General features: G+C 66.2%; 18 protein-coding genes, 1 tRNA gene and 1 riboswitch. Of the genes, 14 read left to right on the forward strand and 5 right to left on the reverse strand.

The genetic code is table 11. The features are described from left to right. Positions 1–9: 9 nt before the first annotated feature. Entirely contained in the window at positions 10–1,767 is a 1,758-nt protein-coding gene (locus DVS29_RS05460) for a cation:proton antiporter (RefSeq protein WP_118179419.1), read from the reverse strand. 196 nt (positions 1,768–1,963) lie between these two features. On the opposite strand from DVS29_RS05460, the gene DVS29_RS05465 reads away from it, so the two are divergent. The 8 genes from DVS29_RS05465 (at position 1,964) to DVS29_RS05500 (ending at position 12,867) form a co-directional block, all read left to right on the forward strand. Then, the gene (locus DVS29_RS05465; RefSeq protein ID WP_118179420.1) at positions 1,964–3,340 is read left to right on the forward strand and encodes an amidase; all 1,377 of its coding nucleotides are present in this window, start codon (positions 1,964–1,966) and stop codon (positions 3,338–3,340) included. A 196-nt stretch (positions 3,341–3,536) separates the two neighbouring features. Next, on the forward strand, positions 3,537–4,043 hold the full coding sequence (locus DVS29_RS05470) for a disulfide bond formation protein B (protein ID WP_118179421.1): 507 nt from the start codon (positions 3,537–3,539) through the stop codon (positions 4,041–4,043). Positions 4,044–4,409: 366 nt separating this feature from the next. Further along, positions 4,410–5,951, forward strand: coding sequence for a xanthine dehydrogenase small subunit (xdhA, locus tag DVS29_RS05475; protein WP_205962406.1), 1,542 nt, complete (start codon positions 4,410–4,412; stop codon positions 5,949–5,951). Position 5,952: 1 nt separating this feature from the next. Continuing rightward, positions 5,953–8,340: a xanthine dehydrogenase molybdopterin binding subunit gene (gene xdhB / locus DVS29_RS05480; protein WP_118179423.1), complete on the forward strand. Its 2,388-nt coding sequence runs from the start codon at positions 5,953–5,955 to the stop codon at positions 8,338–8,340. A 71-nt stretch (positions 8,341–8,411) separates the two neighbouring features. Further along, positions 8,412–9,440 carry a xanthine dehydrogenase accessory protein XdhC gene (gene xdhC, locus DVS29_RS05485; RefSeq protein WP_118179424.1) on the forward strand — a complete coding sequence of 343 codons (1,029 nt, stop codon included), beginning with the start codon at positions 8,412–8,414 and terminating at the stop codon, positions 9,438–9,440. A gap of 92 nt (positions 9,441–9,532) precedes the next feature. Continuing rightward, positions 9,533–10,576 (forward strand): adenosine deaminase, encoded by a 1,044-nt coding sequence (locus tag DVS29_RS05490; protein WP_118179670.1) that lies wholly within the window; start codon positions 9,533–9,535, stop codon positions 10,574–10,576. A 58-nt stretch (positions 10,577–10,634) separates the two neighbouring features. After that, positions 10,635–11,978, forward strand: coding sequence for a guanine deaminase (guaD, locus tag DVS29_RS05495; protein WP_118179425.1), 1,344 nt, complete (start codon positions 10,635–10,637; stop codon positions 11,976–11,978). Between the two features lie 78 nt (positions 11,979–12,056). Then, a riboswitch (yybP-ykoY riboswitch) is annotated at positions 12,057–12,232 on the forward strand. 56 nt (positions 12,233–12,288) lie between these two features. Beyond that, the gene (locus tag DVS29_RS05500; protein WP_118179426.1) at positions 12,289–12,867 is read left to right on the forward strand and encodes a TMEM165/GDT1 family protein; all 579 of its coding nucleotides are present in this window, start codon (positions 12,289–12,291) and stop codon (positions 12,865–12,867) included. A 46-nt stretch (positions 12,868–12,913) separates the two neighbouring features. Here the strand turns inward: DVS29_RS05500 and DVS29_RS05505 are convergent, their stop codons facing one another. Next, positions 12,914–13,615: a DUF4136 domain-containing protein gene (locus DVS29_RS05505; RefSeq protein ID WP_118179671.1), complete on the reverse strand. Its 702-nt coding sequence runs from the start codon at positions 13,613–13,615 to the stop codon at positions 12,914–12,916. Positions 13,616–13,854: 239 nt separating this feature from the next. Here DVS29_RS05505 and pepN point away from each other — a divergent pair, with 239 nt between their 5' ends. From pepN to DVS29_RS05520, 3 genes are all read left to right on the forward strand, one after another. Next, a complete protein-coding gene (pepN, locus tag DVS29_RS05510; RefSeq protein WP_118179427.1) occupies positions 13,855–16,566 on the forward strand; it encodes an aminopeptidase N in 2,712 nt (903 codons plus the stop codon). A gap of 213 nt (positions 16,567–16,779) precedes the next feature. After that, positions 16,780–17,796: a class 1 fructose-bisphosphatase gene (locus DVS29_RS05515; RefSeq protein ID WP_118179428.1), complete on the forward strand. Its 1,017-nt coding sequence runs from the start codon at positions 16,780–16,782 to the stop codon at positions 17,794–17,796. A 54-nt stretch (positions 17,797–17,850) separates the two neighbouring features. Next, positions 17,851–17,926 (forward strand) — tRNA-Thr (locus DVS29_RS05520). 94 nt (positions 17,927–18,020) lie between these two features. Here DVS29_RS05520 and DVS29_RS05525 read toward each other — a convergent pair. Together DVS29_RS05525 and DVS29_RS05530 are read right to left on the reverse strand one after the other, a co-directional pair. Continuing rightward, the gene (locus tag DVS29_RS05525) at positions 18,021–20,045 is read right to left on the reverse strand and encodes a CocE/NonD family hydrolase (RefSeq protein WP_240655473.1); all 2,025 of its coding nucleotides are present in this window, start codon (positions 20,043–20,045) and stop codon (positions 18,021–18,023) included. 287 nt (positions 20,046–20,332) lie between these two features. After that, entirely contained in the window at positions 20,333–21,250 is a 918-nt protein-coding gene (locus tag DVS29_RS05530) for a LysR family transcriptional regulator (RefSeq protein ID WP_118179430.1), read from the reverse strand. Between the two features lie 117 nt (positions 21,251–21,367). Between DVS29_RS05530 and DVS29_RS05535 the strand changes: the two genes are divergently transcribed. The 3 genes from DVS29_RS05535 to DVS29_RS05540 all read left to right on the forward strand — a co-directional run bounded on the left by DVS29_RS05535 (position 21,368) and on the right by DVS29_RS05540 (position 24,071). After that, entirely contained in the window at positions 21,368–22,492 is a 1,125-nt protein-coding gene (locus tag DVS29_RS05535; RefSeq protein WP_118179431.1) for an aldo/keto reductase, read from the forward strand. Positions 22,493–23,001: 509 nt separating this feature from the next. Continuing rightward, complete coding sequence (locus tag DVS29_RS37205) at positions 23,002–23,151, forward strand: hypothetical protein (protein ID WP_164707846.1); 150 nt, start codon at positions 23,002–23,004, stop codon at positions 23,149–23,151. A 311-nt stretch (positions 23,152–23,462) separates the two neighbouring features. After that, positions 23,463–24,071: a chorismate mutase gene (locus DVS29_RS05540; RefSeq protein WP_118179432.1), complete on the forward strand. Its 609-nt coding sequence runs from the start codon at positions 23,463–23,465 to the stop codon at positions 24,069–24,071. 1 nt (position 24,072) lies between these two features. Here DVS29_RS05540 and DVS29_RS05545 read toward each other — a convergent pair whose 3' ends face one another. Further along, positions 24,073–25,272 (reverse strand): exonuclease domain-containing protein, encoded by a 1,200-nt coding sequence (locus DVS29_RS05545; RefSeq protein ID WP_118179433.1) that lies wholly within the window; start codon positions 25,270–25,272, stop codon positions 24,073–24,075. Between the last annotated feature and the right edge of the window lie 144 nt (positions 25,273–25,416).

Here is a 25,416-nt window from a genome sequence, read left to right on the forward strand (position 1 = left end):
CTTGCGCCGTCAAGGATCCGGCTGTTCGTCGAAGGTCTCGCGCAGCGCAATCTGCAGCGCCGCGTGAATCCGCACGCACCAGCGCCAGACGATCGCGAGCAGCAGCGCCGCGCACACCAGCACCGCGATGAGCAGGCCCGCCGGCGGCAGGATGCCGCTCGACAGCGCCGCCACCAGCAGGAACACGCCGATCATCGAGACGATCGGCACGAGATCCGCGATCGCCGAGCGGATCGTATGCGTGAAGCGCCCGGCCTTCGACGGCTGCACGCTCACTTCCGCGAGCAGTAACGCGAGTGACCTGGTTTTCCGGTACACGGCAACGAGAAACGGCATCGCCACCACGAGCGCCGCGCTCCACCACAGCGCACGCTGGATCGACTCCGCCGGAATCCAGCGTGCAACCCACGCTTCGCCATAGCGCGCGCCGTACGACGCGGCAAGAAAAATCGCCGCGACGAGCGCCAGATTCACCGCGATCTGCAGCACGATGCGGCGCGTCAGCGTGAAGAGCCCCGGCTCGCCGCGCGCCGGCCGCAGACTGCCGAGCCACTGCGAGTACAGCCCGAACACGTTCGCGACTGGCCGCGGCACGACCCGCGCGAGCCGTTGCGACAACGGATCCGCGGCGCGGATCAGGTACGGCGTGCACAGCGTGGTGAGCGCGGACACCGTCACCGCGACCGGGTAGAGAAATGCGCTCGTCACGTTCAGCGTGAGCCCGAGCGACGCGATGATGAACGAGAACTCGCCGATCTGCGACACCGTCATGCCAACCCGCATCGCCGTGCGCCCGTCGCTGCCAGCGAGGAAGGTGCCGAGGCCGCACGACACGATCTTGCCCACGATCACCGCAAGCGTGATCGCCACGATCGGCCACGCGTAGTCGACGAGCACGCGCGGGTCGAGCATCAGCCCGATCGTCACGAAGAAGATCGCGGAAAACGCGTCGCGCAGCGGCGCGATCAGATGCTCGATGCGATGCAGGTGCCGCGACTCGGCGATGATCGCGCCGATCAGAAACGCGCCGAGCGCGATGCTGTAGCCGAGCTTCACGACGATCAGACAGAAGCCGAAGCAGAAGCCGAGCACCGCGACCAGCAGCATCTCGTCGCGCCCTGCCCGCGCGACGTAGTTGAGCGCGCGCGGCACCACGAGGATGCCGACCACGAGCGATACCGTCATGAACAGCAGCAGCTTGCCGAGCGTGCCGAGCGCGACGCCCGCGCTCAGCTCGCCCGTCTGCGCGATGCCCGACAGCAGCACGAGCATCGCGATCGCGAGGATATCCTCGACGATCAGGATGCCGAACACCAGCTGCGCGAAGCTTTCGCGCTTCAGGTTCAGCTCGGACAGCGCCTTGACGATGATCGTCGTCGACGAGATCGCGAGGATTGCGCCGAGGAACAGCGAATCCATCGGACTCCAGCCGAACGCGCTGCCGATCTCGTAGCCGAGCCACAGCATCAGCACGATCTCGGACAGCGCGGCGACCACCGCCGTCGTGCCGACGCGCAGCAACTTGCGCAGGCTGAACTCGAGGCCGAGCGAAAACATCAGGAACACGACGCCCAGTTCGCCGAGCGTCGAGATCGTCTGTTCATCGTGGATCAGCTGGAACGGCGGCGTATACGGCCCGATGATCACGCCCGCGACGATATAGCCGAGCACGACCGGCTGCCTGAGCCGGTGGAACAGCACCGTCACGACACCCGCCAGCGCCATCACGACGGCCAGATCCTGAATGAAGCCGATTCCATGGTGCATGCGCAGCGTCCTTACAAAACGTAATATCGGAAAAGTCGCATGGTAACGCAGCAGTCTTTCCGGTCGCGGAAACGGGATGCAGCGGCGGGTCGATCGCGCCCCTCGCCAGCCATGCGAAAGCGGGCGTTCTACAATGCGTGTCGATAGCGCCCGTCCAAAACCGACCAATCCGCGACACATCCGCGACCCATCCGCCATGGCTACCGAATTCACGCCCTTCCCGCCCCTCGTCCAGCTCGCCGCCGACCTCGCCGCCGGCCGCACGACGAGCCGCGCGCTCGTCGAAGCCGCGCTCGAACGCATCGCCGATCCGGCCGGGCAAGGCTCGACCGTCTTTCTGCAGGTCGACGCGGATGGCGCCCGCGCCGCCGCCGACGCGCACGACCGCCTGCGCGCAGCCGGCACGGTGCTGTCGCCGCTCGCGGGCATTCCGGTGTCGGTGAAGGACCTGTTCGACGTCGAAGGTCAGGTGACGCGCGCCGGCTCCCGCGCGCTCGCCGACGCACCGCCCGCCACCGCCGATGCGGTCGCGGTCGCGCGCCTGAAGCGCGCCGGCGCGGTGGTCGTCGGGCGGACCAACATGAGCGAGTTCGCGTTCTCGGGCCTCGGCCTGAACCCGCACTACGGCACGCCGCTGTCGCCGTACCGGCGCGGCGAGCCGGGCGACGGGCGGATTACGGGCGGCTCGTCGTCGGGCGCGGCGGCCTCAGTCGCGGACGGCATGGCCGCGGTCGCGCTCGGCACCGATACCGGCGGCTCGATCCGCATCCCCGCCGCACTATGCGGCCTCACCGGCTTCAAGCCGACCGCGAGCCGCATCCCGAAGGACGGCGCCGTGCCGCTGTCGAGCACGCTGGACTCGTTCGGGCCGATCGGCGTGTCGGTCGCGTGCTGCGCGCTCGTCGACCGGATGCTGGCCGGCCTCGAACCCGTGATTCCGGCCGCGCGGCCGCTCGAAGGCGTGCGGCTCGGCGTGCTGACCCATTACGTGACGGACGACGTCGAGCCGGCCGTCGCCAGCGCGATCGATGCCGCGCTGAAGCATCTCGAAGCCGCCGGCGCGATCGTCAGCGACGTGCGTTTCGCGCCGCTCGACCGTCTGCCCGAGATCAACCGGATCGGCTTTTCGTCGATGGAAGCGTGGGCGTGGCACCGGCCGCTGATCGAGCGGCACGGCGACCTGTACGACCCGCGCGTGCTGCTGCGGATCCGCAAGGGCGAGCCCGCGAGCGCAGCGGACTACCTGCAGCTGCTCGCCGAGCGCCACGCGATGCTCGAATCCGCGCGTGCGATGTGGCAGCGCTTCGACGCAATCGTCGCGCCGACGGTGCCGATGGTGCCACCGCGCGTCGCCGATCTCGAACACGACGACGACACCTTTGCGCGCGTCAATGCGCTCATGCTGCGCAACACGAGTGCGTTCAATTTCCTCGACACCTGCGCGCTGTCGCTGCCCTGCCATCCGCGCGGCGACGCGCCGGTCGGCCTGATGCTGGCCGGCGCGCCCCATGCCGACGACGCGCTGCTCGCGGTCGGCCGCGCCGCCGAAGCGGTGCTGAAGACGATTCGCTAGCGTCGGCGGGGTCGGGCACAACGATCCCGCGGCAACGAATTCGGGCGCACCGAAGAGCCCGACGCAGCCGCATCGCGCTGCAAGATGAACCGCCGCCTCTTCAGGCGCCCACACAGACGTTCGCGCTAGAATCGCGGCAGGCCAGTTGTCTGGCCCGATTTCACCCCAGCTCCATCCAGTTTCCAGCCACGAACCTATGATCAACGACTCCAACCTGCTGCGCCGCGAACGCTCGCTGCTCGTGCTGCTTGGCATGATCTGCATCGCCCTCGTCGGCGGTGCGCTGTACATGCAGTACGTCGAGAACGAAGACCCGTGTCCGCTGTGCATCATCCAGCGCTACTTCTTCCTGCTGGTCGCGATCTTCGCGTTCCTCGGCGCGCGGTTCTCGAACTGGCGCGCGGTCCGCCTGCTCGAGGTGCTGGCGCTGCTGTCGGCGGCCGCCGGCATCGCGACCGCGCTGCGCCATCTGTACGTGCTCGCGAATCCGGGCTTCAGCTGCGGCTTCGACGCACTCGAGCCGATCGTCGACGGCCTGCCGCCCGCGCACTGGCTGCCCGGCATCTTCAAGGTGTCGGGGCTGTGCGAAACGCCGTATCCGCCTATCCTGCATCTGTCGCTGCCGGCCTGGTCGCTGGTTGGTTTCGCGATCGCCTTCATCTCGCTCGCCGCAAGCCTCTGGCTGAACCGCCGGCGCGGCTGAGCATCCGCGGCCGTCGCACTCGCCGCGGCCACCAAACTGGCCACCACAGCGGCCGCGGCGCCGCAAAATTGCCAGTCAAATGCGCCAATTTCGCGCGAATTTTCCCCACATCAGCGGGAATTCGCGCGGCAACATTTCGCTCTATCCGCCCTTCCTCCGGAACCTTCCCCGTTCCAGCCGAATCCGATTGAAATCCCGACCAACACCATGACCGCCCGCGAATAACCCGCATTCGAAGCGGGAAATCTTTTCGAGACGAGGTGGTGGTATGTTCGGAACTGGATGGCGATCTACGTGCGCGAGGCCGGCTATGGCGCGACCCCATGCGTAACGCGCGCCTGGTCCGCACTGTCTTCCGGATTTCCCATGACAACGCAACCCATCCGTTTCTACTACCGCGGGGCCGTACGCGAAGTCGCGGGCGTGCCCGCGTCGCGCACCGTGCTGCAGCACCTGCGTGAAGACCTGCGTTGCACCGGCACGAAGGAAGGCTGTGCGGAAGGCGACTGCGGCGCCTGCACGGTGGTCGTCGGCGAGCTGGACGCGCAGGGCGGTCTCTCGCTGCGCGCGGTCAACGCGTGCATCCAGTTCCTGCCGACGCTCGACGGCCGCGCGCTCTTCACCGTCGAAGACCTGCGCGGCGCCGACGGCGCGCTGCATCCTGTCCAGCAGGCGATGGTCGATTGTCACGGCTCGCAGTGCGGCTTCTGCACGCCCGGCTTCGTGATGTCGATGTGGGCGCTGTACGAAAACCAGCCCGCCGACGCCGGCCTGCCGACCCGCGAAGACATCGCCGCGACGCTCTCCGGCAATTTGTGCCGCTGCACCGGCTACCGGCCGATCGTCGAAGCCGCGCAGAAGATGTTCGACTACCCGCGCATGCCGTTCTACCGCGACTCGGTCGTCAAAGCACTGCGCGCGATCCAGCGCGCCGACACCTTCGAGTACCACGCAACGGACGCACGCGGCAGTACCTTCGGCACCCGCGCGTTCTACGCGCCGCGCACCGCCGACGCGTTCGCCGCGCTGCGCGCGAAGCTGCCGCAGGCGCGCATCGTCGCGGGCAGCACGGACGTCGGGCTGTGGGTCACGAAGCAGTTCCGCGATCTCGGCGATCTGCTCTACATCGGCAACGTCGACGAACTGAAGACGATCGCCCGCGACGCACAGACGCTGACGATCGGCGCCGCCGCGTCGCTCGAAGACGCGTATGCCGCGCTCGCCGTCGACTATCCGGAAGTGGCCGAGCTATGGACGCGTTTCGCGTCGCTGCCGATCCGCAATGCGGGCACACTCGGCGGCAATGTCGCGAACGGCTCGCCGATAGGCGACTCGATGCCCGCGCTGATCGCGCTCGGCGCCCAGGTGGTGCTGCGCCGCGAGCACGCGATCCGCACGATGCCGCTCGACGCGTTCTATCTCGCGTACCAGAAGACCGCGCTCGAAGCGGGGGAGTTCGTCGCCGCCGTGCGCGTGCCGCGTCCTGAGCCGGATCTGCGCTTTCGCACCTACAAGGTGTCGAAGCGCTACGACCAGGACATCTCCGCCGTATGCGCGGCGTTCGCGCTGCGCGTGAGCGGCGACGGCACCATCGTCGCGGCGCATGTCGCATTCGGCGGCATGGCGGCGACCCCGCAGCGCGCGCGTCAGACCGAGCTGGCACTCGCCGGCGCGGTGTGGGACGCCGCCACCGCGAAGAGCGCGATGGACGCGATCGGCGCCGACTACCAGCCGCTCACCGACATGCGCGCGTCGAGCGCCTACCGGCTGAAGGTCGCGCGCAATCTGCTGTGGCGCTTCTATCTGGAAACGCGCGACGCCGATCCGCTCGCGCTGCGCGAAGTGAACGCATTCGCATTCGACGCGGCCGACTTCGACGCCGCCGTCGACGACAGTCAGGAGGCGTGAAATGAACCGCCAGTCCGACGCATTCATCAGCGATGCCGCAATCGGCGTCGGCCTGCCGCATGAGTCGGCAGCGCTGCACGTCAGCGGCGAAGCCACCTACACCGACGATCTGCCGGAGCTGCAAGGCACGTTGCACGCGGCGCTCGGCCTGTCGCGCCATGCGCACGCGAAGATCGTCTCGCTTGATCTCGACGCGGTGCGACGCGCGCCCGGCGTGATCGCCGTGCTGACCGCGCGCGACATTCCCGGCGCGAACGACTGCGGCCCGGTGCTGCACGACGACCCGATCCTCGCGGACGGCGAAGTGCTGTATCTCGGCCAGCCGGTGTTCGCGGTAATCGCCGAGACGCACGACCTCGCGCGGCGTGCCGCGGCGCTCGCGCGCAATGACGACGTCGCGCGCTACGAGCCGCTCGAACCGGTGCTGACCGTCGCCGAAGCGAAGACACGCAAGCAGTACGTGCTGCCGCCGCTGCATCTGACGCGCGGCGCGCCCGACGAAAAAATCGCGAACGCGCCACACCGGCTTCGCGGCACCTTCGAAGTAGGCGGCCAGGAACAGTTCTATCTGGAAGGCCAGGTCGCGTACGCGGTGCCGAAGGAAATGGACGGCATGCTCGTCTACAGCTCGACGCAGCATCCGAGCGAGATGCAGCAGGTGGTCGCGCACATGCTCGGCTGGCCGACGCATAGCGTGCTGTGCGAATGCCGCCGGATGGGCGGCGGATTTGGCGGCAAGGAGTCGCAGTCGGCGCTGTTCGCGTGCGTCGCGGCGCTTGCCGCGCAGAAGCTGCGTCGCCCGATAAAGCTGCGTCCCGATCGCGACGACGATTTCATGATCACGGGAAAACGCCACGACGCGAGCTACGAATACGAAGTCGGCTTCGACGACGACGGCCGCATACTCGGCACGCGCGTCGAGATCGCGCTGCGCGCGGGCTTTTCCGCGGACCTGTCCGGCGCGGTCGCGACGCGCGCCGTCTGTCACTTCGACAACGCGTACTACCTGCCCGACGTCGACATCGTCGCGCTGCCGTGCAAGACCAATACGCAGTCGAACACCGCGTTTCGCGGCTTTGGCGGCCCGCAGGGTGCGCTCGTGATGGAAGTGATGCTCGACGATATCGCGCGCACGCTGCAGCGCGATCCGCTCGACGTGCGGCGCGCGAACTACTACGGCATCGGCGAACGCGACGTGACGCCGTATGGCCAGCACGTCGAAGACAACATCCTCGCGCCGCTCACCGACGAACTGCTCGCGTCGAGCGACTACCACGCAAGGCGCGCCGCGCTCGCCGCATTCAACGCGAAGAGCCCCGTGCTCAAGCGCGGCATCGCGTTCACGCCGGTCAAGTTCGGCATCTCGTTCAACGTGCCGTTCCTGAACCAGGCGGGCGCGCTCGTGCACGTCTACAAGGACGGCTCGGTGCTCGTGAATCACGGCGGCACCGAGATGGGCCAGGGGCTCAACACGAAGGTCGCGCAGGTCGTCGCGAATGAATTCGGCCTGCCGCTTTCGCGTGTGCGCGTCACTGCGACGGATACGTCGAAGGTGGCCAATACGTCGGCCACCGCGGCCTCAACCGGCAGCGACCTGAACGGCAAGGCGGCCGAAGCCGCTGCGCGTACGATCCGCGAGCGGCTGGCCGCGTTCGCAGCGAGCACGCTCGGCGGCACCGCGGAGCATGTGCTGTTCGCGCACGGTACGGTAACGTCGAACGGCGTATCGCTGCCGTTCGACGAACTCGTCAACGCGGCGTACCTCGCGCGCATCCAGCTCTGGTCCGACGGCTTCTATGCGACGCCGAAAATCCATTGGGACGCGAAGACGCTGACCGGTCACCCGTTCTACTACTTCGCGTACGGTGCGGCCGTGTCCGAAGTGGTGATCGACACGCTCACCGGCGAATGGAAGCTGGTGCGCGCCGACGCGCTGCACGACGCCGGCGAGTCGATCAACCCGGCGATCGATCTCGGCCAGGTGGAAGGCGGCTTCATCCAGGGCATGGGCTGGCTCACGACCGAAGAGCTGTGGTGGAATCGCGAAGGACGCCTGATGACGCACGCGCCGTCCACCTACAAGATTCCCGCGGTCAGCGACACGCCCGCCGAATTCAACGTGCGTCTGTATCGCAACCGCAATGCGGAGCCGACCGTGTTCCGCTCGAAGGCCGTCGGCGAGCCGCCGCTGCTGCTGCCGTTCTCGGTACTGCTCGCGATCCGCGATGCCGTCGCGGCCGCGGTGCCCGACGCGACCGACGCGCCGCCGCTGCGCGCACCCGCCACGCCGGAAGCGATCCTCGATGCGATCGATGCGCTGCACGCGACGCTTGCCACGAAGTACGACGGTACGCACGCACAATCGACGACGACGGACACGACAGCATGAAGACGCAAAGCAGAATTCACACAGCAACCGCGCCGCATACCTCGCGCGCGGCCACACAGGGAGCATGACCGATGCAAGCGTGGCTCACCGATCTGCAACACCTGCTCGCGCACGGCGATGCCGTCGTGCTGGTCACCGTTGCGCGCGCCGAAGGCTCAGCGCCGCGTGAAGCCGGCACGAAGATGATTGTCACGCGCGAAGCCGCGTTGCATACGATCGGCGGCGGCCACCTCGAATGGAAGGCGATCGAGACCGCGCGTCAGGTGCTGAAAGAAGGCATGCGCAAGCCTCACGCGCGGCGCCTCGAACGCTTCGCGCTCGGCCCGAGCCTCGGGCAATGCTGCGGCGGCGCGGTGGTGCTCGCGTTCGAACGGCTCGATGTCGGCGATCTCGGCTGGGTGACGTCGCTCGCGAAGCGGCTCGCGGCGGGCGCATCGACCGTGCGCAGCATATCGTTCGGTGCTTCGCCGGACGCGGTGATGCTGTCCGATCCCGAGCCCGGCGTGGATGCCGCGGACTGCCTGCTGTGGGACGGCGCCGGCTTCGACGAAAGCGGCGCGCTCCTGACCGAGACGATCGCGCCGCGCGATTTCGCGGTGGTGCTGTTCGGCGCGGGTCATGTCGGCGCGGCGCTCGTGCGCGTGCTCGGCACGCTGCCGTGCCGCGTGCGCTGGGTCGACGAGCGCGATGCGCAGTTCCCGCCGCCCGACGCGATCGGCGCGAAAAACGTGACCGTCGACGCGAACGACGCGCCCGACGAAGCGATCGACGAAGCCGCGCCGCACACGTACTTCGTCGTGATGACGCACAACCACGCGCGCGATCTCGATCTCGCGGAGCGCATCCTGCGCCGCGGCGACTTCGCGTTCTTCGGGATGATCGGCTCGCACACGAAGCGCATGCAGTTCGAGCACCGGCTCGCCGCGCGCGGCATCGACCCGGCGCACGTCGCGCGGATGAAGTGCCCGCTGGGCGTAGACGGCATCGTCGACAAGTCGCCCGAAGTGATCGCGATTTCCGCCGCGGCGCAGATCCTGCAAGCTGTCGAAGCGCATGCGGCCGCGGCGCACGGCGCGCGCGGCGTCGTGCAGGCAGGCTGAGCGTCACCAGAACCGCAGCACACGTTACGACACGCAATGCCCGTGCGAGCCCATTTGTTTTGACCGACCACAATCATACGAACGCTTCCAACATGACCGAATTTGCCCCGACGCTCACGGAAAAGACCGCCGCCGCGCCCAAGGCGGAACTGCATATCCATATCGAAGGATCGCTCGAGCCCGAGCTGATTTTCCGGCTCGCCGAGCGCAACGGCGTGAAGCTCGCGTACAACTCGATCGACGCGTTGCGCGCCGCCTATGCGTTCACCGATCTGCAATCGTTCCTCGACATCTACTATGCGGGCGCGAGCGTGCTGCTGACGGAGCAGGACTTCTACGACATGACGATGGCGTACTGCGAACGCGCGCTCGCCGATAACGTCGTGCACACCGAAATATTTTTCGATCCACAGACCCACACCGAGCGTGGCGTGGCAATCGATGTGGTCGTCGCGGGCATCGAGCGTGCGCTTGCCGATGCGGAACAGCGCGGTCTGTCGAGCAAGCTGATCCTGTGCTTCCTGCGCCATCTGCCGGAAGAAGACGCGCTCGCCACCTTCGACGCAGCGTTACCGCTCTTCGATCGATACCGGCACCGGCTGATCGGCGTCGGGCTCGATTCGTCCGAGCGCGGTCATCCGCCGTCGAAGTTCGAGCGCGTGTTCGCGAAGGCGCGCGCGAAGGGGCTGAAGCTCGTCGCGCACGCGGGCGAGGAAGGACCGCCGTCGTATGTCTACGAAGCGCTCGATCTGCTGAAGGTGGATCGCGTCGATCACGGCGTGCGCAGCATCGAAGACCCGGCGCTCGTCACTCGCCTCGCCGACACGCGCGTCGCGCTGACCGTGTGCCCGCTGTCGAACCTGAAGCTGTGCGTGTTCGACGACCTGACGAAGCACACGCTGAAGGCGCTGCTCGACGAGGGCGTGGCCGTCACGGTCAATTCCGACGACCCCGCGTACTTCGGTGGCTACGTCAACGAAAACTATCGCGCGACGGTCGAGGCTTTGCAGCTCACCGACGCCGAGGTCTACACGATCATCCGCAACAGCTTCGAAGCGTCGTTCGTCACCGACGCGGAACGCGACGCGCTGATCGCGAGACTCGACGCGCACTGGCATGCGAATGCCATAACGTAAAACACGGCAGTCGTTCCGCAGTGGCTTTTTATCCCTACAGATTCGGAGACGTGGTTTCATGACTCAATCGGCTTTTCGCGCACAACTGCTCACCTTCAACGGCGATCCCGCGCAATCGTCCCACGCGGCCGCGTTCAGCGAAGACGGCCTCCTCATCGTCGAGGACGGGCACGTCGTCGCGGCCGGCGCGTATGCGGCGCTGTCGTCGCAACTCGCGCCGGGCACCCACGTCGAGGAGATGCGCGACAAGCTGATCGTGCCCGGCTTCATCGATACGCACATCCACTATCCGCAGACGGACATGATCGCGTCGCCGGCGCCGGGCCTCCTGCCCTGGCTCGACACGTACACGTTCCCGACGGAGCGCGGCTTCAAGGATCCGGCCGTCGCGGCGGACACGGCGAACTTCTTCGTCGACGAACTGCTCGCGTGCGGCACGACGACCGCGCTCGTCTACTGCACGGTGCACAAGGAATCCGCGGACGCGCTCTTCACCGCGAGCGAGGCGCGCAACCTGCGGACGGTCGCGGGCAAGGTGCTGATGGATCGCAACTGCCCCGAGTTCCTGCGCGACACCGCGCAGTCCGGCTACGAGGACAGCGCCGAGCTGATCGGCCGCTGGCACAACCGCGGCCGGCAGATGTACGCGCTCACGCCGCGCTTCGCGCCCACGTCGACGGAGGCGCAGCTCGAAGCGTGCGGCGTGCTCGCGCGCGAGCATCCGGACGTGTTCATCCAGAGCCACGTGGCCGAGAACACCGACGAGGTGAAGTGGGTCGCGTCGCTATTCCCCGGGCATCGCAGCTATCTCGACATCTACGATCACTATGGACTGCTGCGGCGGCGCGCGGTGTACGGCCACTGCATCTACCTCGACGACGAGGATCGCCGCCGGATGGCGGAAACGGGCACGGTCGCGTCGCACTGCCCAACCTCGAACCTGTTTCTCGGCAGCGGCCTGTTCGATTTCGACAAAGCCGGCGAAACCGGCATGCCGGTCGCGCTTGCTACCGACGTGGGCGGCGGCACGTCGTTCTCGATGCTGCAGACGATGAACGAAGCGCACAAGGTCGCGCGGCTGACCGGCCATCATCTGACCGCGACGCGCATGTTCTGGCTCGCGACGGCGGGCGCCGCCGAGGCGCTCGATCTCGCGGACAAGGTCGGCACGCTCGCGCCGAAGTCGGAGGCGGACTTCGTCGTGCTCGATCCGCAGGCGACGCCGCTGCTCGCGCGCCGCACGTCGCGCACGAACACGCTCGAAGAGCTGCTGTTCGCGTTCGCGCTGCTCGGCGACGATCGCGCGATCTTCGAGACCTATGCGGCGGGTCAGCGCGTGCATCGGCGCGATGCGGCGCGCGGCGGCGATCGAAGCGGGAACGAGACGCGCAAGGCGGCTTAAGCAACCACGTAAACGGCTCGCACCCGCAGCAACTTTCACGCGCGGTTCAAATTGTTCCGCGAACCTGCGTGCTATACTCCGTCCCTCATTGGGGAGTAGCCGCCCCGCCCTTGCCCACGCTGGCCCGGTTTCATCGGCCACGCAGCGCGCAGATCGGGCGGGGGCATCTGTCAACAGACTTGGCCGTCGCGGCCATGGCAGATGCAGCCTCTGGCCTGGCGAGACCGATGATTCACCCACTGCCGCAACAGGGCCCGGCAGCCGGTGGATCGTCGCTCGCTCATATCTCGGCCCGGGGACCCTACCAAACGTGGATCAAGCCTTTCTCATCTCGACGGGTGCCGTCGCGCTCGCTGAAGTCGGCGACAAGACGCAACTGCTGTCGCTCGTGCTCGCGGCGCGCTACCGCAAACCGATGCCGATCATTCTCGGCGTGCTCGCCGCCACCCTGATCAACCACGCCGGCGCCGGCGCGCTCGGCACCTGGCTCGGCGCGATCCTGACGCCGGGCATCATGCGCTGGGCGCTCGCGGCGTCATTCGTCGTGATGGGGTTGTGGATCCTCGTGCCCGACAAGCTCGACGAGGACGACACGAAGACCGCGCGCAGCCATTTCGGCGTGTTCGGCACGACGGTCCTGACCTTCTTCCTCGCGGAAATGGGCGACAAGACGCAGATCGCGACGGTCGCGCTGGCCGCGCGCTTTCACGACTTCTTCGGCGTGGTCGCGGGCACGACGCTCGGCATGATGATCGCGAACGTGCCGGCCATCCTGCTCGGCGACCGCTTCGCGCACAAGCTGCCGACCAGGCTCGTGCACGGCATCGCCGCGGTGATGTTCGTCGTGCTGGGCACGCTCGCGCTGCTGGGGATCGGCACGGGGACCTGAAAGCGCGCGAATGGGCGTCCAGGGCGCCGTGAACGTCAATGCGCCGTCACTGCGCCGGCTTCGGCGCCGACGCGGCAGCGGGCGCTGAAGCCGCCGCCGCGGTTTCATTGCTCGCGATACCGCCGTTCTTGCCGACCGGCAGCTTCACCGTGGTGACCACGCCGTTGCCGAGCGGGAACTGCGCGAGCGCGCTGCGAGCGAGGAACGGCATCACGTCGACGAGCGAGCCGTCGTCGGTGGTGGTGCGCGCGGTGACGTTATAGACCTCCTTGCCCGTCGCCCGCTCGGTGATGCGCACGTTGAGCGCATGCGTGAAGACCGGGTAGGTCTCGCTCACGTAGGCCGGCGGATACGCGCCCCACGGCCCCCAGGGGCCCCACGGATCGAGCGGCCGGCCCCAGTACGGACCCGGCCACGGACCCATGAACGCCGGCTGCGCGACCGTCACGTTCTGCGAGTGCGTGCCGTACCAGAGCGCGACGTAGTAGTGCGCGTCGCTTGCGCTCACCTGACGGAACGCCTGCGAAACCAGCTCGTTCCCAACGGCCCGTTCGTACGTGGCCTGTTCGAGGTTGTTCTGCTGCTGCGGCGAGTGCGTGAACGCGTACGTGCGCGTCGCATCGGTGCCGCCGTGCCAGTCGGAGAAGGCCGTCACCTGGCTCGTGACGTACGACGTGCAACCGGACAGCAGCGCGGCGAGCGCGACCATCCCCAGCAATGCGTACCGGCTCAATCGATCGAATTTCATGGTCACCTCTTTCACCCTCTTTCACGCTGTCAAACCTGTTATCGGGCCAGTCCGATCCGCATGAACCGATAGCGATCCGGTCATGCGCGACGAGTGGCGGCCTGATAATACGCTGACCCGCATCCCCGGTAAAAAGTTCGTTGCGAAGCGAAGCCGGGCACGCCGCTTTCTGGCTTTGTACAATGGCCCAATGGCCGGGCGTGTCGCACGGCCTCCAGAACTTTCAATCCAGAGACACCATGGCTGATTCCGATATCGCAACACCCGCCGTGATCCATCGCGCCGACTACGCGCCGCCCGCATTCCTGATCGATACCGTCGCGCTCGAGTTCGACCTCGTGCCGCAGCGCACCGTGGTGCGCAACACGATGCGGCTGCGACGCAATCCGGATGCGGTGCGCGCGCCGCGCCTCGAACTGTTGGGTGAGCAGATCGAGTTCGTCGCCGCAACCATCGACGGCAAGCCGCACAGCGCCGTGCAGGCGCACGAGCACGGCCTCACGATTGACGACGTGCCCGATGCGTTCGAACTCACCATCGAAAGCATCTGCAACCCCGAGGCGAACACCACGCTGTCGGGCCTCTACGTGTCGAGCGGCAACTTCTTCACGCAGTGCGAGGCCGAGGGCTTTCGCCGCATCACCTACTTCCTCGACCGTCCGGACGTGATGTCCACGTACACCGTCACGCTGCGCGCCAGCAAGGACGAGTATCCGGTGCTGCTGTCGAACGGCAACCTGCTCGAGGAAGGCGACCTCGGCGACGGCCGGCATTTTGCCCGCTGGGAAGATCCGTTCAGGAAACCGAGCTACCTGTTCGCGCTCGTCGCGGGCAAGCTGGTCGCGCTCGAAGAACGCGTGAAGACCGGCTCGGGCAAAGAGAAGCTATTGCAGGTGTGGGTCGAGCCGCACGATCTCGACAAGACGCGTCACGCGATGGATTCGCTGATCCACTCCATCCAGTGGGACGAGAAGCGCTTCGGCCTCGAACTCGATCTGGACCGCTTCATGATCGTCGCCGTGAGCGACTTCAACATGGGCGCGATGGAGAACAAGGGGCTCAACATCTTCAACACGAAGTACGTGCTGGCGAATCCCGAGACCGCGACCGATACGGATTTCTCCAACATCGAAGCCGTGGTGGGTCACGAGTACTTCCATAACTGGACCGGCAACCGCGTGACCTGCCGCGACTGGTTCCAGCTGAGCCTGAAGGAAGGCCTGACGGTGTTCCGCGATCAGGAGTTCTCCGCCGACATGGCCGCGGGCACGCAGGACGACGCGGCCGCGGCAGCGGCGCGTGCGACCAAGCGCATCGAAGACGTGCGCGTGCTGCGGCAGATGCAGTTCGCCGAAGACGCGGGCCCGATGGCGCACCCCGTGCGGCCGGAGAGCTTCGTCGAGATCAACAACTTCTACACGATGACCGTGTACGAGAAAGGCGCGGAAGTCGTGCGGATGTACCAGACCCTGTTCGGCCGCGACGGCTTTCGCAAGGGCATGGACCTGTACTTCAAGCGCCACGACGGCCACGCCGTGACCTGCGACGACTTCCGCTTCGCGATGGCCGATGCGAACGGACGCGATCTCGCGCAGTACGAGCGCTGGTACAGCCAGGCCGGCACGCCACGCGTGAAGGTGAAGACCGCGTACGATGCCGCCGCGCGCCGCTTCACCGTGACGCTCGCGCAAGGCTATGGCGAGAGTTCTGCGGCCGCGCGCGAAACGCAGCAAGGGCCGCTCCTGATTCCGTTCGCGATCGGCCTGATCGGCAAGAGCGGCAACGACCTGCCGCTGAAGCTCGAAGGCGAAAGCGCGGCGGGCGCGACCACGCGCGTGCTGGAGTTCACGCAAGAGCAGCAGACCTTCACGTTCGTCGACGTCGCCGAGGCGCCGTTGCCGTCGCTGTTGCGCAACTTCTCCGCGCCGGTGATCGTCGAGTACGACTACAGCGCCGACGAACTCGCGTTCCTGCTCGCGCATGACAGCGATCCGTTCAACCGCTGGGAAGCCGGCCAGCGGCTCGCGACGCGCGAGTTGCTGTCGCTTGCGTCGCGTGCCGCGGAAGGCGGTGCGCTATCGCTCGACGATTCGGTCGTGGCCGCGTTCGGCCGCGTGCTGACGGACGCGTCGCTGTCGCCGTCGTTCCGCGAACTCGCTCTGATGCTGCCGTCAGAGACCTATCTTGCCGAGCAGATGGCCGAGTCGAATCCGGCTGCGGTGCACACGGCACGGCAGTTCGTCCGCAAGCGTCTTGCGACAGCACTGAAGACCGAGTGGCTGAAGGCGTACGATTCGCATCGCACGCCGGGCGCATATGAAGCGACGCCGGAAGCTGCGGGCCATCGCGCGCTGAAGAACCTCGCGCTGTCGTATCTCGCCGAGCTCGACGATGCCGCCGACGTGGTGCGACTCGCCACCGCGCAGTACGACGCCGCGAACAACATGACGGATCGCGCGGCGGCGCTGTCGGCGTTGCTGAACACCGCTGCGGTGCACGGCGACGACACGATCGCCGCGAAGTCGCTGGCCGATTTCTACCAGCGCTTCGAGAAGGAACCGCTCGTGATCGACAAGTGGTTCGCACTGCAGGCGACGCAGCGCGGCAGCGCCGCGCGTCCGACCATCGGCATCGTGCGCAGCCTGATGGCGCATCCGGCGTTCACGCTGAAGAATCCGAACCGCGCGCGCTCGCTGATCTTCAGCTTCTGCGCGGCGAATCCGGCGCAGTTCCACGCCGGGGACGGCTCGGGCTACGCGTTCTGGGCCGAGCAGGTGATCGCGCTCGATGCGTTGAATCCGCAGGTCGCGGCGCGCCTCGCGCGCTCGCTCGAACTGTGGCGCCGCTTCACTCCGGCACTGCGCGAGAAGATGCGCGCGGCACTGGAACAGGTGGCGGCAAACGTGAAATCGCGCGACGTGCGCGAGATCGTCGAGAAGGCGCTAGGCTGACGCGGCCTCGCTGACCTTTGACCTGACGAACCACCGCGGCGCGGTGGTTCTCACCAGAAAGCCGGCGCATCGTCGCCGGCTTTTTTCTTCTGTGCGGTCGTTCGCTTTACGTCCGCGAGACGCACGATATCGCGCAATGTCACGAAAATGACCGGCCCCGCGAAAGCAAACGGTTAAAATTCGCCTATCCCTTTGCTTTCCCGGAGTACAGCAATGAACCTGCAGCGTCGCACTACCCTCTCGAAGTACCTGATCGAACAGCAGCGCGAGCACAACAATCTGCCGGCGGACCTGCGCCTGCTGATCGAAGTCGTCGCGCGCGCGTGCAAGGCGATCAGCTATCACGTCAGCAAGGGCGCGCTCGGCGACGCACTCGGCACCGCGGGCAGCGAGAACGTGCAGGGCGAAGTGCAGAAGAAGCTCGACATCCTGTCGAACGAAATCCTGCTCGAAGCGAACGAATGGGGCGGCAACCTGGCCGGCATGGCATCGGAAGAAATGGAGACGTTCTTCCCGATCCCCGCCAACTATCCGAAGGGCGAGTACCTGCTGGTGTTCGATCCGCTCGACGGCTCGTCGAACATCGACGTCAACGTGTCGATCGGCACGATCTTCTCGGTGCTGCGCTGCCCGGACAGCGCGCAGGCCACCGAACAGTCGTTCCTGCAGCCGGGCACGAAGCAGGTCGCGGCAGGCTACGCGGTGTACGGCCCGCAGACGGTGCTGGTGCTGACCACCGGCTTCGGCGTGAACTGCTTCACGCTCGACCGCGAGCTCGGCTCGTGGGTGCTCACGCAAAGCGACATGAAGATTCCGGTGGACACGCGTGAGTACGCAATCAACGCGTCGAACGCGCGTCACTGGTACGAGCCGGTGCAGCAGTACGTCGGCGAACTGAATGCGGGCAAGGACGGCCCGCGTCAGGACAACTTCAACATGCGCTGGATCGCGTCGATGGTGGCGGACGTGCACCGTATCCTGAGCCGCGGCGGCATCTTCATGTATCCGGCCGACCGGCGCGACCCGAGCAAGCCCGGCAAGCTGCGCCTGATGTACGAGGCGAATCCGATGGCGTTCATCGTCGAGCAGGCGGGTGGCGCGGCAACCAATGGCGAGCAGCGCATTCTCGACATCCAGCCGAAGAACCTGCACGAACGCGTCGCGGTGTTCCTCGGTTCGAAGAACGAGGTCGACCGGGTGACCCGCTATCATCGCGAAGCAAAAAAGTGACGAAATGGGCTTGCCAAACCGCTGAGATAGTCCATATAATTTCGTTTCCCTGATGCCGGAATAGCTCAGACGGTAGAGCAGCGCATTCGTAATGCGAAGGTCGGGGGTTCGATTCCTCTTTCCGGCACCATCAAGAATCAGGCAAAAAGCCCAGTCGTCATGACTGGGCTTTTTGTTTTTCCAGCATCACTTTGCGTGAATACGCTACGCGAGACCCGCAGCACTCACGCCCCGCCTGCGCTGCTCAACGCCGAAGCGGGCACCACCGGCAGCACGATCTTCGACGGATGGCTCGCGTCGCTGTAGATCGTGAGCACGCCCGCGAGCGAACTGAGCAGCGTCGGCAATGGCGGCACGCCTTGTGGCAGATTGCTCGCGCCCACCGCCACGCGCAGCCGGTGTCCCTTCGCGATCATCGCGCTTGTCGGGAAGACCTCGACGGGCACCAGCACCGCATTGCCCGGTCCCACCGCCTGCACCGACGCCGCCGTGTACGGATGCCACGGCTGGATCATCTGGCCGTTCATCGTGCGCGAACGCGTCGCATCGACGGCGCGTAGCGATGCCGTCTGCAATCCATCCGTGAGCGGCGTCGCGTTGCCGTTCGCGTCGACATCGTCGATGCGCACCGATACGCCTGCATCGAGCGCGGTCGTCGAGATCCATACGTCCGCTTCGATCGGACCGTTCAGATAGGTGTCGCTCGTCATCGGCGCGGTCTGGTACTTCGTGTCGAGCAGTTCCGCGACGTTGTCATTGCTTTCGCACGGCAGCGGTATGTAGCCGGTGATGCCCGCGGTCCATTGCGACAGGCTCGGCGAACAGGCGCCGTCGAGCGGATCCTGCAGCACCTGGTTCGCGCGCTCGCCGGTCGCGGGCGCGGTCGCGCTGAGACTCTGGTCGCCGTGCAGATAGAACGCCTGTGCCTGCACCTGCGGATGCGGCCAGTCGGTCGCGGTCACGTAGTGGCCGTAGCCCGTCACGTACTGCGTGACGTTCGGCAACCGGTCCGCGCCAACCTGCTGACCCTTCACGTACTGATCGAACCATTGCAGTTCGATGTGATCGAGCGCCGGCACGCCATCGGCCGGCAGACCGCTGCCGAGCGCCGCTTCGAGGTGCGTCCACGGTCCGATCAGCAGCTTCGCCGGCGCGTGCGTCTTGATCTCCTCGTAGCTGAGTGGCTCGCTGCGCTGGAAGAGATCGTGCAAGCCACCGACGACGAACGTCGGCACGCGAATATCGCCATCGTGTTCGAGCGGCGAGCGGGTCTGCCAGAAGGGGCCGTCGTATGCAGTCGACGGATCGCCGGCGACGGCCTGCAGCATCGTCGGCAACTGGAACGTCGCGATCGAGCTCTCGATGTGTTGCAGCACGACCGGCACGCCAACCTGCGGATTCGTGAGCAGCGTCGGGTCCGTCAAGCCGAGCACCGACACGAGGCCGAACCACGCGGGGATGAACGTCAGATTGGTCTGGCCGCCGGTGAACACGATGTCGCGGTAGCCGTCGCCGATCGGCACGATCGGGAACGCGGCCTTCACCGCCGGGTGATTCTGCGCGGCCGTGATGATCGCCGTGATGCCGAGGTACGACACGCCATACACGCCGATCGCGCCGTTGCTCCACGACTGCTGCGTGACCCAGTTCACCGTGTTGCCATAGTCCGACTGCTCGTCCGCGCCGAACGCGTCCCAGTTGCCCTGCGACTGCCCGGTGCCCCGCACGTCGACGACTACTGTCGCGTAGCCATGCTCGACGATGTACGGATCGGCGCCGCCGAGCGCCGCGCCGATCGTGCTGCCTTCCAGCTGACCGTCGCCGCCGTTGTACGAGGTCTGCACGAGCACGGTCGGGAACGTGCCCGCAATCGCGTTGCCGTTCGCGTCGGCGGGCAAGGTCACGTACGCGGCGAGCTTCGTGCCGTCGGGCATCGTGATGTATTGCAGCGGCTCGGTGACCGTTTTCGGATAGAGCGTGGGCGGGTCGTAGTCGGTCCACGTCGCGTTCGCGTTCGATGTGATCGAGGTGCCGGGCTGGCTAGTCGATGCACGCGTGCCGAGCGTTGTCCACGAAGCGGTTTGCGATGTGCTTGCGGTTGCGCCTGATGCCGTGCTCGCTGTGGCGTTGCTGACGGACGACGCGGCTGCAGCCACCGCTGCTTCAGTGCCGGTCGATGAAGCACCGCCGCCGCATCCGGCCACGATCAACGCCGCCGCGCACAGCGACGCGAACGCTGCGATCGCCATCGATCCCGTTCGCCGATGACGGACGAACGCCCTCCTGCATTCCGCTATGCTTCGCTCCCACATACCGTCTCCCTGTGGACTTCTGTCGAGTCTCGTGTGGGCCTAACGCTAATACGTGACGGCGGCAAAGTATATGGAACAGTTGATCCAAACCTGAGCGTGCGGGTATATGCGTGTTGCCACGGGCGCGGGCGGGGATGTTTGAAACCGTATTGATGCGGGATGGAACGGATGAGGTTGAGTTCGGGTTAGCGATTCTATCGATTCATCAGGAATCCATACTTCACTCATCGCAAAGCGGCAGCCCGCTTTTCCTGCAGAAACTCGATCAACGCACGCAGCTTGAGCGGCATCTGCGCGCGGCTCGGGGTGTACAGATAGAAGCCGCGGAACGTCGGACACCACGCGTCGAGCACGCGCACCAGACGGCCGTCCGCGAGCTGCGCCCGCACGTAATCGTCGATCACGTGCAGCAGGCCGACGCCCTCCTCCGCGGCGCGCACCATCGTGCGCAGATCGTTGGTGACGAAGTGGCCACGCGTCTCGACGTCGAACACGCGAGTGCGGTCATCCGGCCGCGCGAATTCCCAGCGATAGAGGCCGCCGCTCGTCGCGAACCGGTAGTGCAGACAATCGTGCGACGCGAGATCGTCCGGCGTCTCGGGACGCGGATGGCGCTCGAAGTACGACGGCGCACCCGCCACCGCGATCCGCACCTCGCCGCCGAGCGGAATCGCGACCATGTCCTGCGCGATGCTCTCGCCAAGCCGGATGCCGGCATCGAAGCCTTCGCCGACGAGATCGGTGAAGCCGTCGTCGAGCGCGAGTTCGAGCCGGATCTGCGGATAGCGCCGCGCAAATTCGCCGAGGTGCGGCAGCACGAGCAGTTCGCTCGCGACGCGCGGCAGCGTCACGCGCAACGTGCCGGCCGGATGGTCGCGCGTTTCGTCGAGCGCATTGACTGCGTCGGCGAGCGCCGCGAGCGCCGGACGCACGCGCTCGAGAAACTGCGCGCCGGCCTCGGTCAACGCAACACGGCGCGTGGTCCGGTTGAATAGCCGCACGTTGAGCTGCGTCTCGAGCGCGCGCACGGTCTGCGACAGTGCGGACGGCGACACGCCCGTCTCGCCCGCCGCGCGCGTGAAGCTGCCATGCCGCGCGACGGCCGCAAACGCCGCGAGCGCGGGAAGTTGAGCTGAATCCATCGATTTTATTGTGAAGTCTGGCTTCAGAATCCTTTTAACGATACCCGATTTTTCCACAGAAACGATTGGCGCACGATACGTCCATCCACTCAACTTTTCCCCTCGAAGGAGACTGTCATGACGATGAACCGCTACACGCTTCTGGGTCGCTCGGGTCTGCGCGTGAGCCCGATCTCGCTCGGCACGATGACGTTCGGCACCGAATGGGGCTGGGGCACGGACGAGAAACTCGCGCAGCGCCTGTTCGATCTGTACGTCGATGCGGGTGGCAACTTCATCGATACCGCCGATCTGTATACCGAGGGCACCAGCGAGGAGTGGGTGGGCCGCTTCGCGGCGGCACGAGGCCTGCGCGACCGGCTCGTGATCGCGACCAAGTACAGCTACAACGCGCAGCCGGGCAATCCGAATGCGGGCGGAAATCATCGCAAGAACCTGCTGCGTGCGCTCGACGGTTCGCTGAAGCGTCTCGGTACCGACTACATCGATCTCTACTACCTGCACACGTGGGACCGCATGACGCCGGTCGACGAAGTGATGCGCGCGATGGACGACGCGGTGCGCGCGGGCAAGATCCGCTACGTCGGGCTGTCGGACACGCCCGCGTGGTTTGCCGGCCGCGCGCAGACGCTCGCGGACTGGCGCGGCTTCGAGCCGGTCGCGGCAATGCAGCTGGAGTACTCGATGATCGAGCGCAACGCCGAGAACGAGTTCGCGGATCTCGCGGCGAATCTCGGCATGGGTCTCGTGCCATGGAGCCCGCTCGGCATGGGCGTGCTGTCCGGCAAGTACCGGCCTTCGCAGGCGGCCGGCAACGGCGCCGCATTTACGGGCGCCGGGCGCCTCGCGAGCCTCGCGAGCGCGCCGCCGCCGGGATTCGACAAGCTGACCGGCCGCAACTTCCAGATCGTCGCCGAGCTGGAAGCGGTCGCGAATGAAGCGGGTCGTCCGATGGCGCAGGTCGCGCTGAACTGGCTGCATCAGAAGCGCGGCGTGTCGAGCATCATCGTCGGCGCGACGAAGGTCGAACAGCTGCAGGAGTCGCTCGGCGCGCTCGACTTCACGCTCGCGCCGGAACTCGTCGCGCGACTGGATGCGATCTCCGAGCCCGCGCGTCCGTTCCCCTACTACATGTTCGCCGACGGACATCAGGCGCGCATCCACGGTCAGGTGGAAGTGGCCGACAAGCCTCTCACGTTCGATCGCGCGGTGCGCGTGCCGGCGCCTTCATCCGATCGATGACCCGCGTGGCGACCCGTTCGCTTCAATTCCGCGAGCCGTTGTTCGTCTAAGAAATCGCGTCGCTTCATCGACTTGCATTCGAAGTGTGAAAGCACGTCAACGGAGCGGCGCGATCGTCCGTTAGACAGACGGGAAGGTTGACCGCGCGAGCGGCAACACAAGACCACTCGCTGCGAGGCGCACGAAGAGACCACTCCATTGAAGAAGAACGCGAACAGGCAGGGGCCGGAACATCGAGCCTGGCCGGTTCGGGCATTTGAGACTGGATTGGAATGCCGGGGTGCGCGATGGAAGACCAGCAGATTCGTATGAGAACACCGGGAATGCGTGCCGCGATGCGACACCAGGAATTTCCCGCGTAGCATCAAAGATTTTATTCGCGAGCTCTTAATCGTTGTAACGCTGTGCCGTTAAAGCAACAGTAAGCAGACGGAAAATGTTTTACGCCGTCACATCACTGGTGCCAAGCGGGGACCGGGAGAGATAATCGGTCCATACAGGAGAAGATCATGGATACCAAACCGCCCAAGGCGCCGACCCCAGACAAGGTGTTCAGTCCGGATCCGGAGCCCGTAGGCGTTGAATTCCTCGGCGCGGAACTGCCTGAGCATGTGCGGGCGTTCTTTGACGAGCAACGCAAGTCGTGCGAACCGAAGTAATCGGGGTATTTTGCGGCGCAGCAATGCAGTCGGCTTTCGTTCCGGGAAAGCCGACCGACGGCATTCGCCTGGATAATCCGGCTGTCTGATTTAAGCCGGTATATTCGTTCGTCTGAACTTTTAAATTCTGCAAAATCGCCCGATCGCGCAGATTTAGTGGTTTTCTCCGCAGTTTCCCTGGTTCACTCAGTGGTACTCAGTTGCATTTACCGCGCCCTGTTAATCTGGCGCGCGTCCTGTCTTGTGCATGCTCACTGCACATCCGGTCGTTCCTCCGTTATTCTTCGGTCTTTTCTCTTCCATCTTCATCGATGACCCGTTCATTCCGCGCGCGACTCTGCGCCGCGCTGGCGACCTCGGCCGCGTTCGGCCTGCTGATGTGCGCGACGCCGCGCGCCGCGCTCGCCGACGGCGACGACACCGCGCTCACCAATCTGATCTCGCTGGCCTCACAACGCCTCGCGCTCGCGGAGCCGGTTGCGCGCTACAAGTGGGCGCATCATCAGCCGATCACCGACACGCCGCGCGAGAACAAGCTGCTCGACGACGTGCAACGGCGCGCAGCGTCGGCAGGTCTCGATCCGGCGTTCGCGCGCGCGTTCTTCCGGGATCAGATCGATGCGAGCAAAGACGTGCAGAACGCGCTCTTCGCGACTTGGCGCGCGACGCGGCCGCCCGAGGGGCCAGCCCCCGACCTCGCCACGACGACGCGTCCGCAGCTCGATGAACTGACCCGCACGTTGATCGTTGCGCTGACACGCGTCGCGCCGCTGCGCGATGCGCCGGATTGCCCGTCGCAGGTCGCACAGGGCATCGCGAACTGGAAAACGCTGACGCGCTACGACGCCGCGCATTCGGCCGCGCTCACGCGCGCGCTGGGTCATGTCTGCGCGTCGGGCGGCGTGGGCGCGACGGGCTGATCTACGACACGAACGGCGCCGCGATGGCGCCTGGTTGCGGCTGCGTTTGCAGCTCCGCCGACGGTAGAGGAGAAGGCGCGGCCATCAGAGGCATCACTCGCAGCCCACGCGACAGATGGCCCTGCATGATGCGATACGTCGACGGCTCGAAGACGGCCGCAGCGGCCCCCGCGGTGACCAGCTGCGCGATCGCGTCGAGACTCGGCGCGCCACCGATATAACGCCAGCGATCCACCGCATGGAACATGCGCGTCTGCGATCCCTCGTCGAACTCCTCGAAGGCGATCGCGCCCGTGTACGGCCAGGGCGCATCGGCGGGATCGCTCGCCGCGGCGCGCGGCAGCCGGTTGAAGCCAGGACGCAGCGCGGCGATCCACTGCGCCTCGGCGAGCAGCGCGCCGAGCTCGCCGCCCGTCGCACGCCATTCGACGCGGCGCACCTGCTGGGCGATGCGCATTTCCTTCGACGAGCGGCGTTCGCCGCTCAGATAGGCGCGCACGCGCTGCCGCACGCGCACGCTGCGACCCACCAGCAACGGCGCGTCGTTCTCGCCGAAGAACGCGAACACGCCGCAGCCGGCCGGTGCTTCGTCGAGCAGGTCTTCGGTGATGTCGCCGGCAAGCCGGAAACGGCGCATCGTGCGATCGATCTGCACGCGCAGCGTCTCGACCGGCACGATGTCATGCAGTTGGCGCCAGAACTGCCAGAGCAGATCGGCATCGGCGAGCGCCCGGTGACGATCGGACGGACGTAGCGCGTGACGCTCGACCAGCGCATCGAGCCCGTGGCGCTTCTCCGCCGGAAAGAGCGCCCGCGACAGCCGCACCGTGCACAGCACGTCGGGATTGAACGTCAGACCCACGCGCTGGAATTCGCCGCGCAGGAATCCGCGGTCGAACGATGCGTTGTGCGCGACGAACAGCTTCCCGTCCAGACGTTCCAGCAGCGCGGGGGCGATCGATTCGAAGGTCGGTTGCCCGCGTACCATTGAATCGGTGATACCGGTCAGTTGCTGGATGAAAGGCGGAATCGACTGCTGCGGATCGAGCAGCGTGCTCCAGCGCGATACGCCGTTCGGCCCCACTTCGACAACGCCCACTTCCGTGATCCGATGCTCGCCGCTGGAACTGCCGGTGGTTTCGAGGTCGACGAATACGATCGGCACGTCGATCGCCGGATTCGACAGGTAGGGTTCGAACATGTGGGGAGTTTCCGCTGCGGATAAGACAAACTGCACCGAGTATGCACCAGATAGCGGCCAGACAGCCGGGGAAGAAATCCGGCGATGTGTCGCCGAAACAGATTCAGCGCCCACACCCGATAAGACGCCCATGAAAAAAGCCTC

The sequence above is a fragment of the Paraburkholderia phosphatilytica genome (assembly GCF_003443895.1).
In the GTDB taxonomy this organism is placed as follows: domain Bacteria; phylum Pseudomonadota; class Gammaproteobacteria; order Burkholderiales; family Burkholderiaceae; genus Paraburkholderia; species Paraburkholderia phosphatilytica.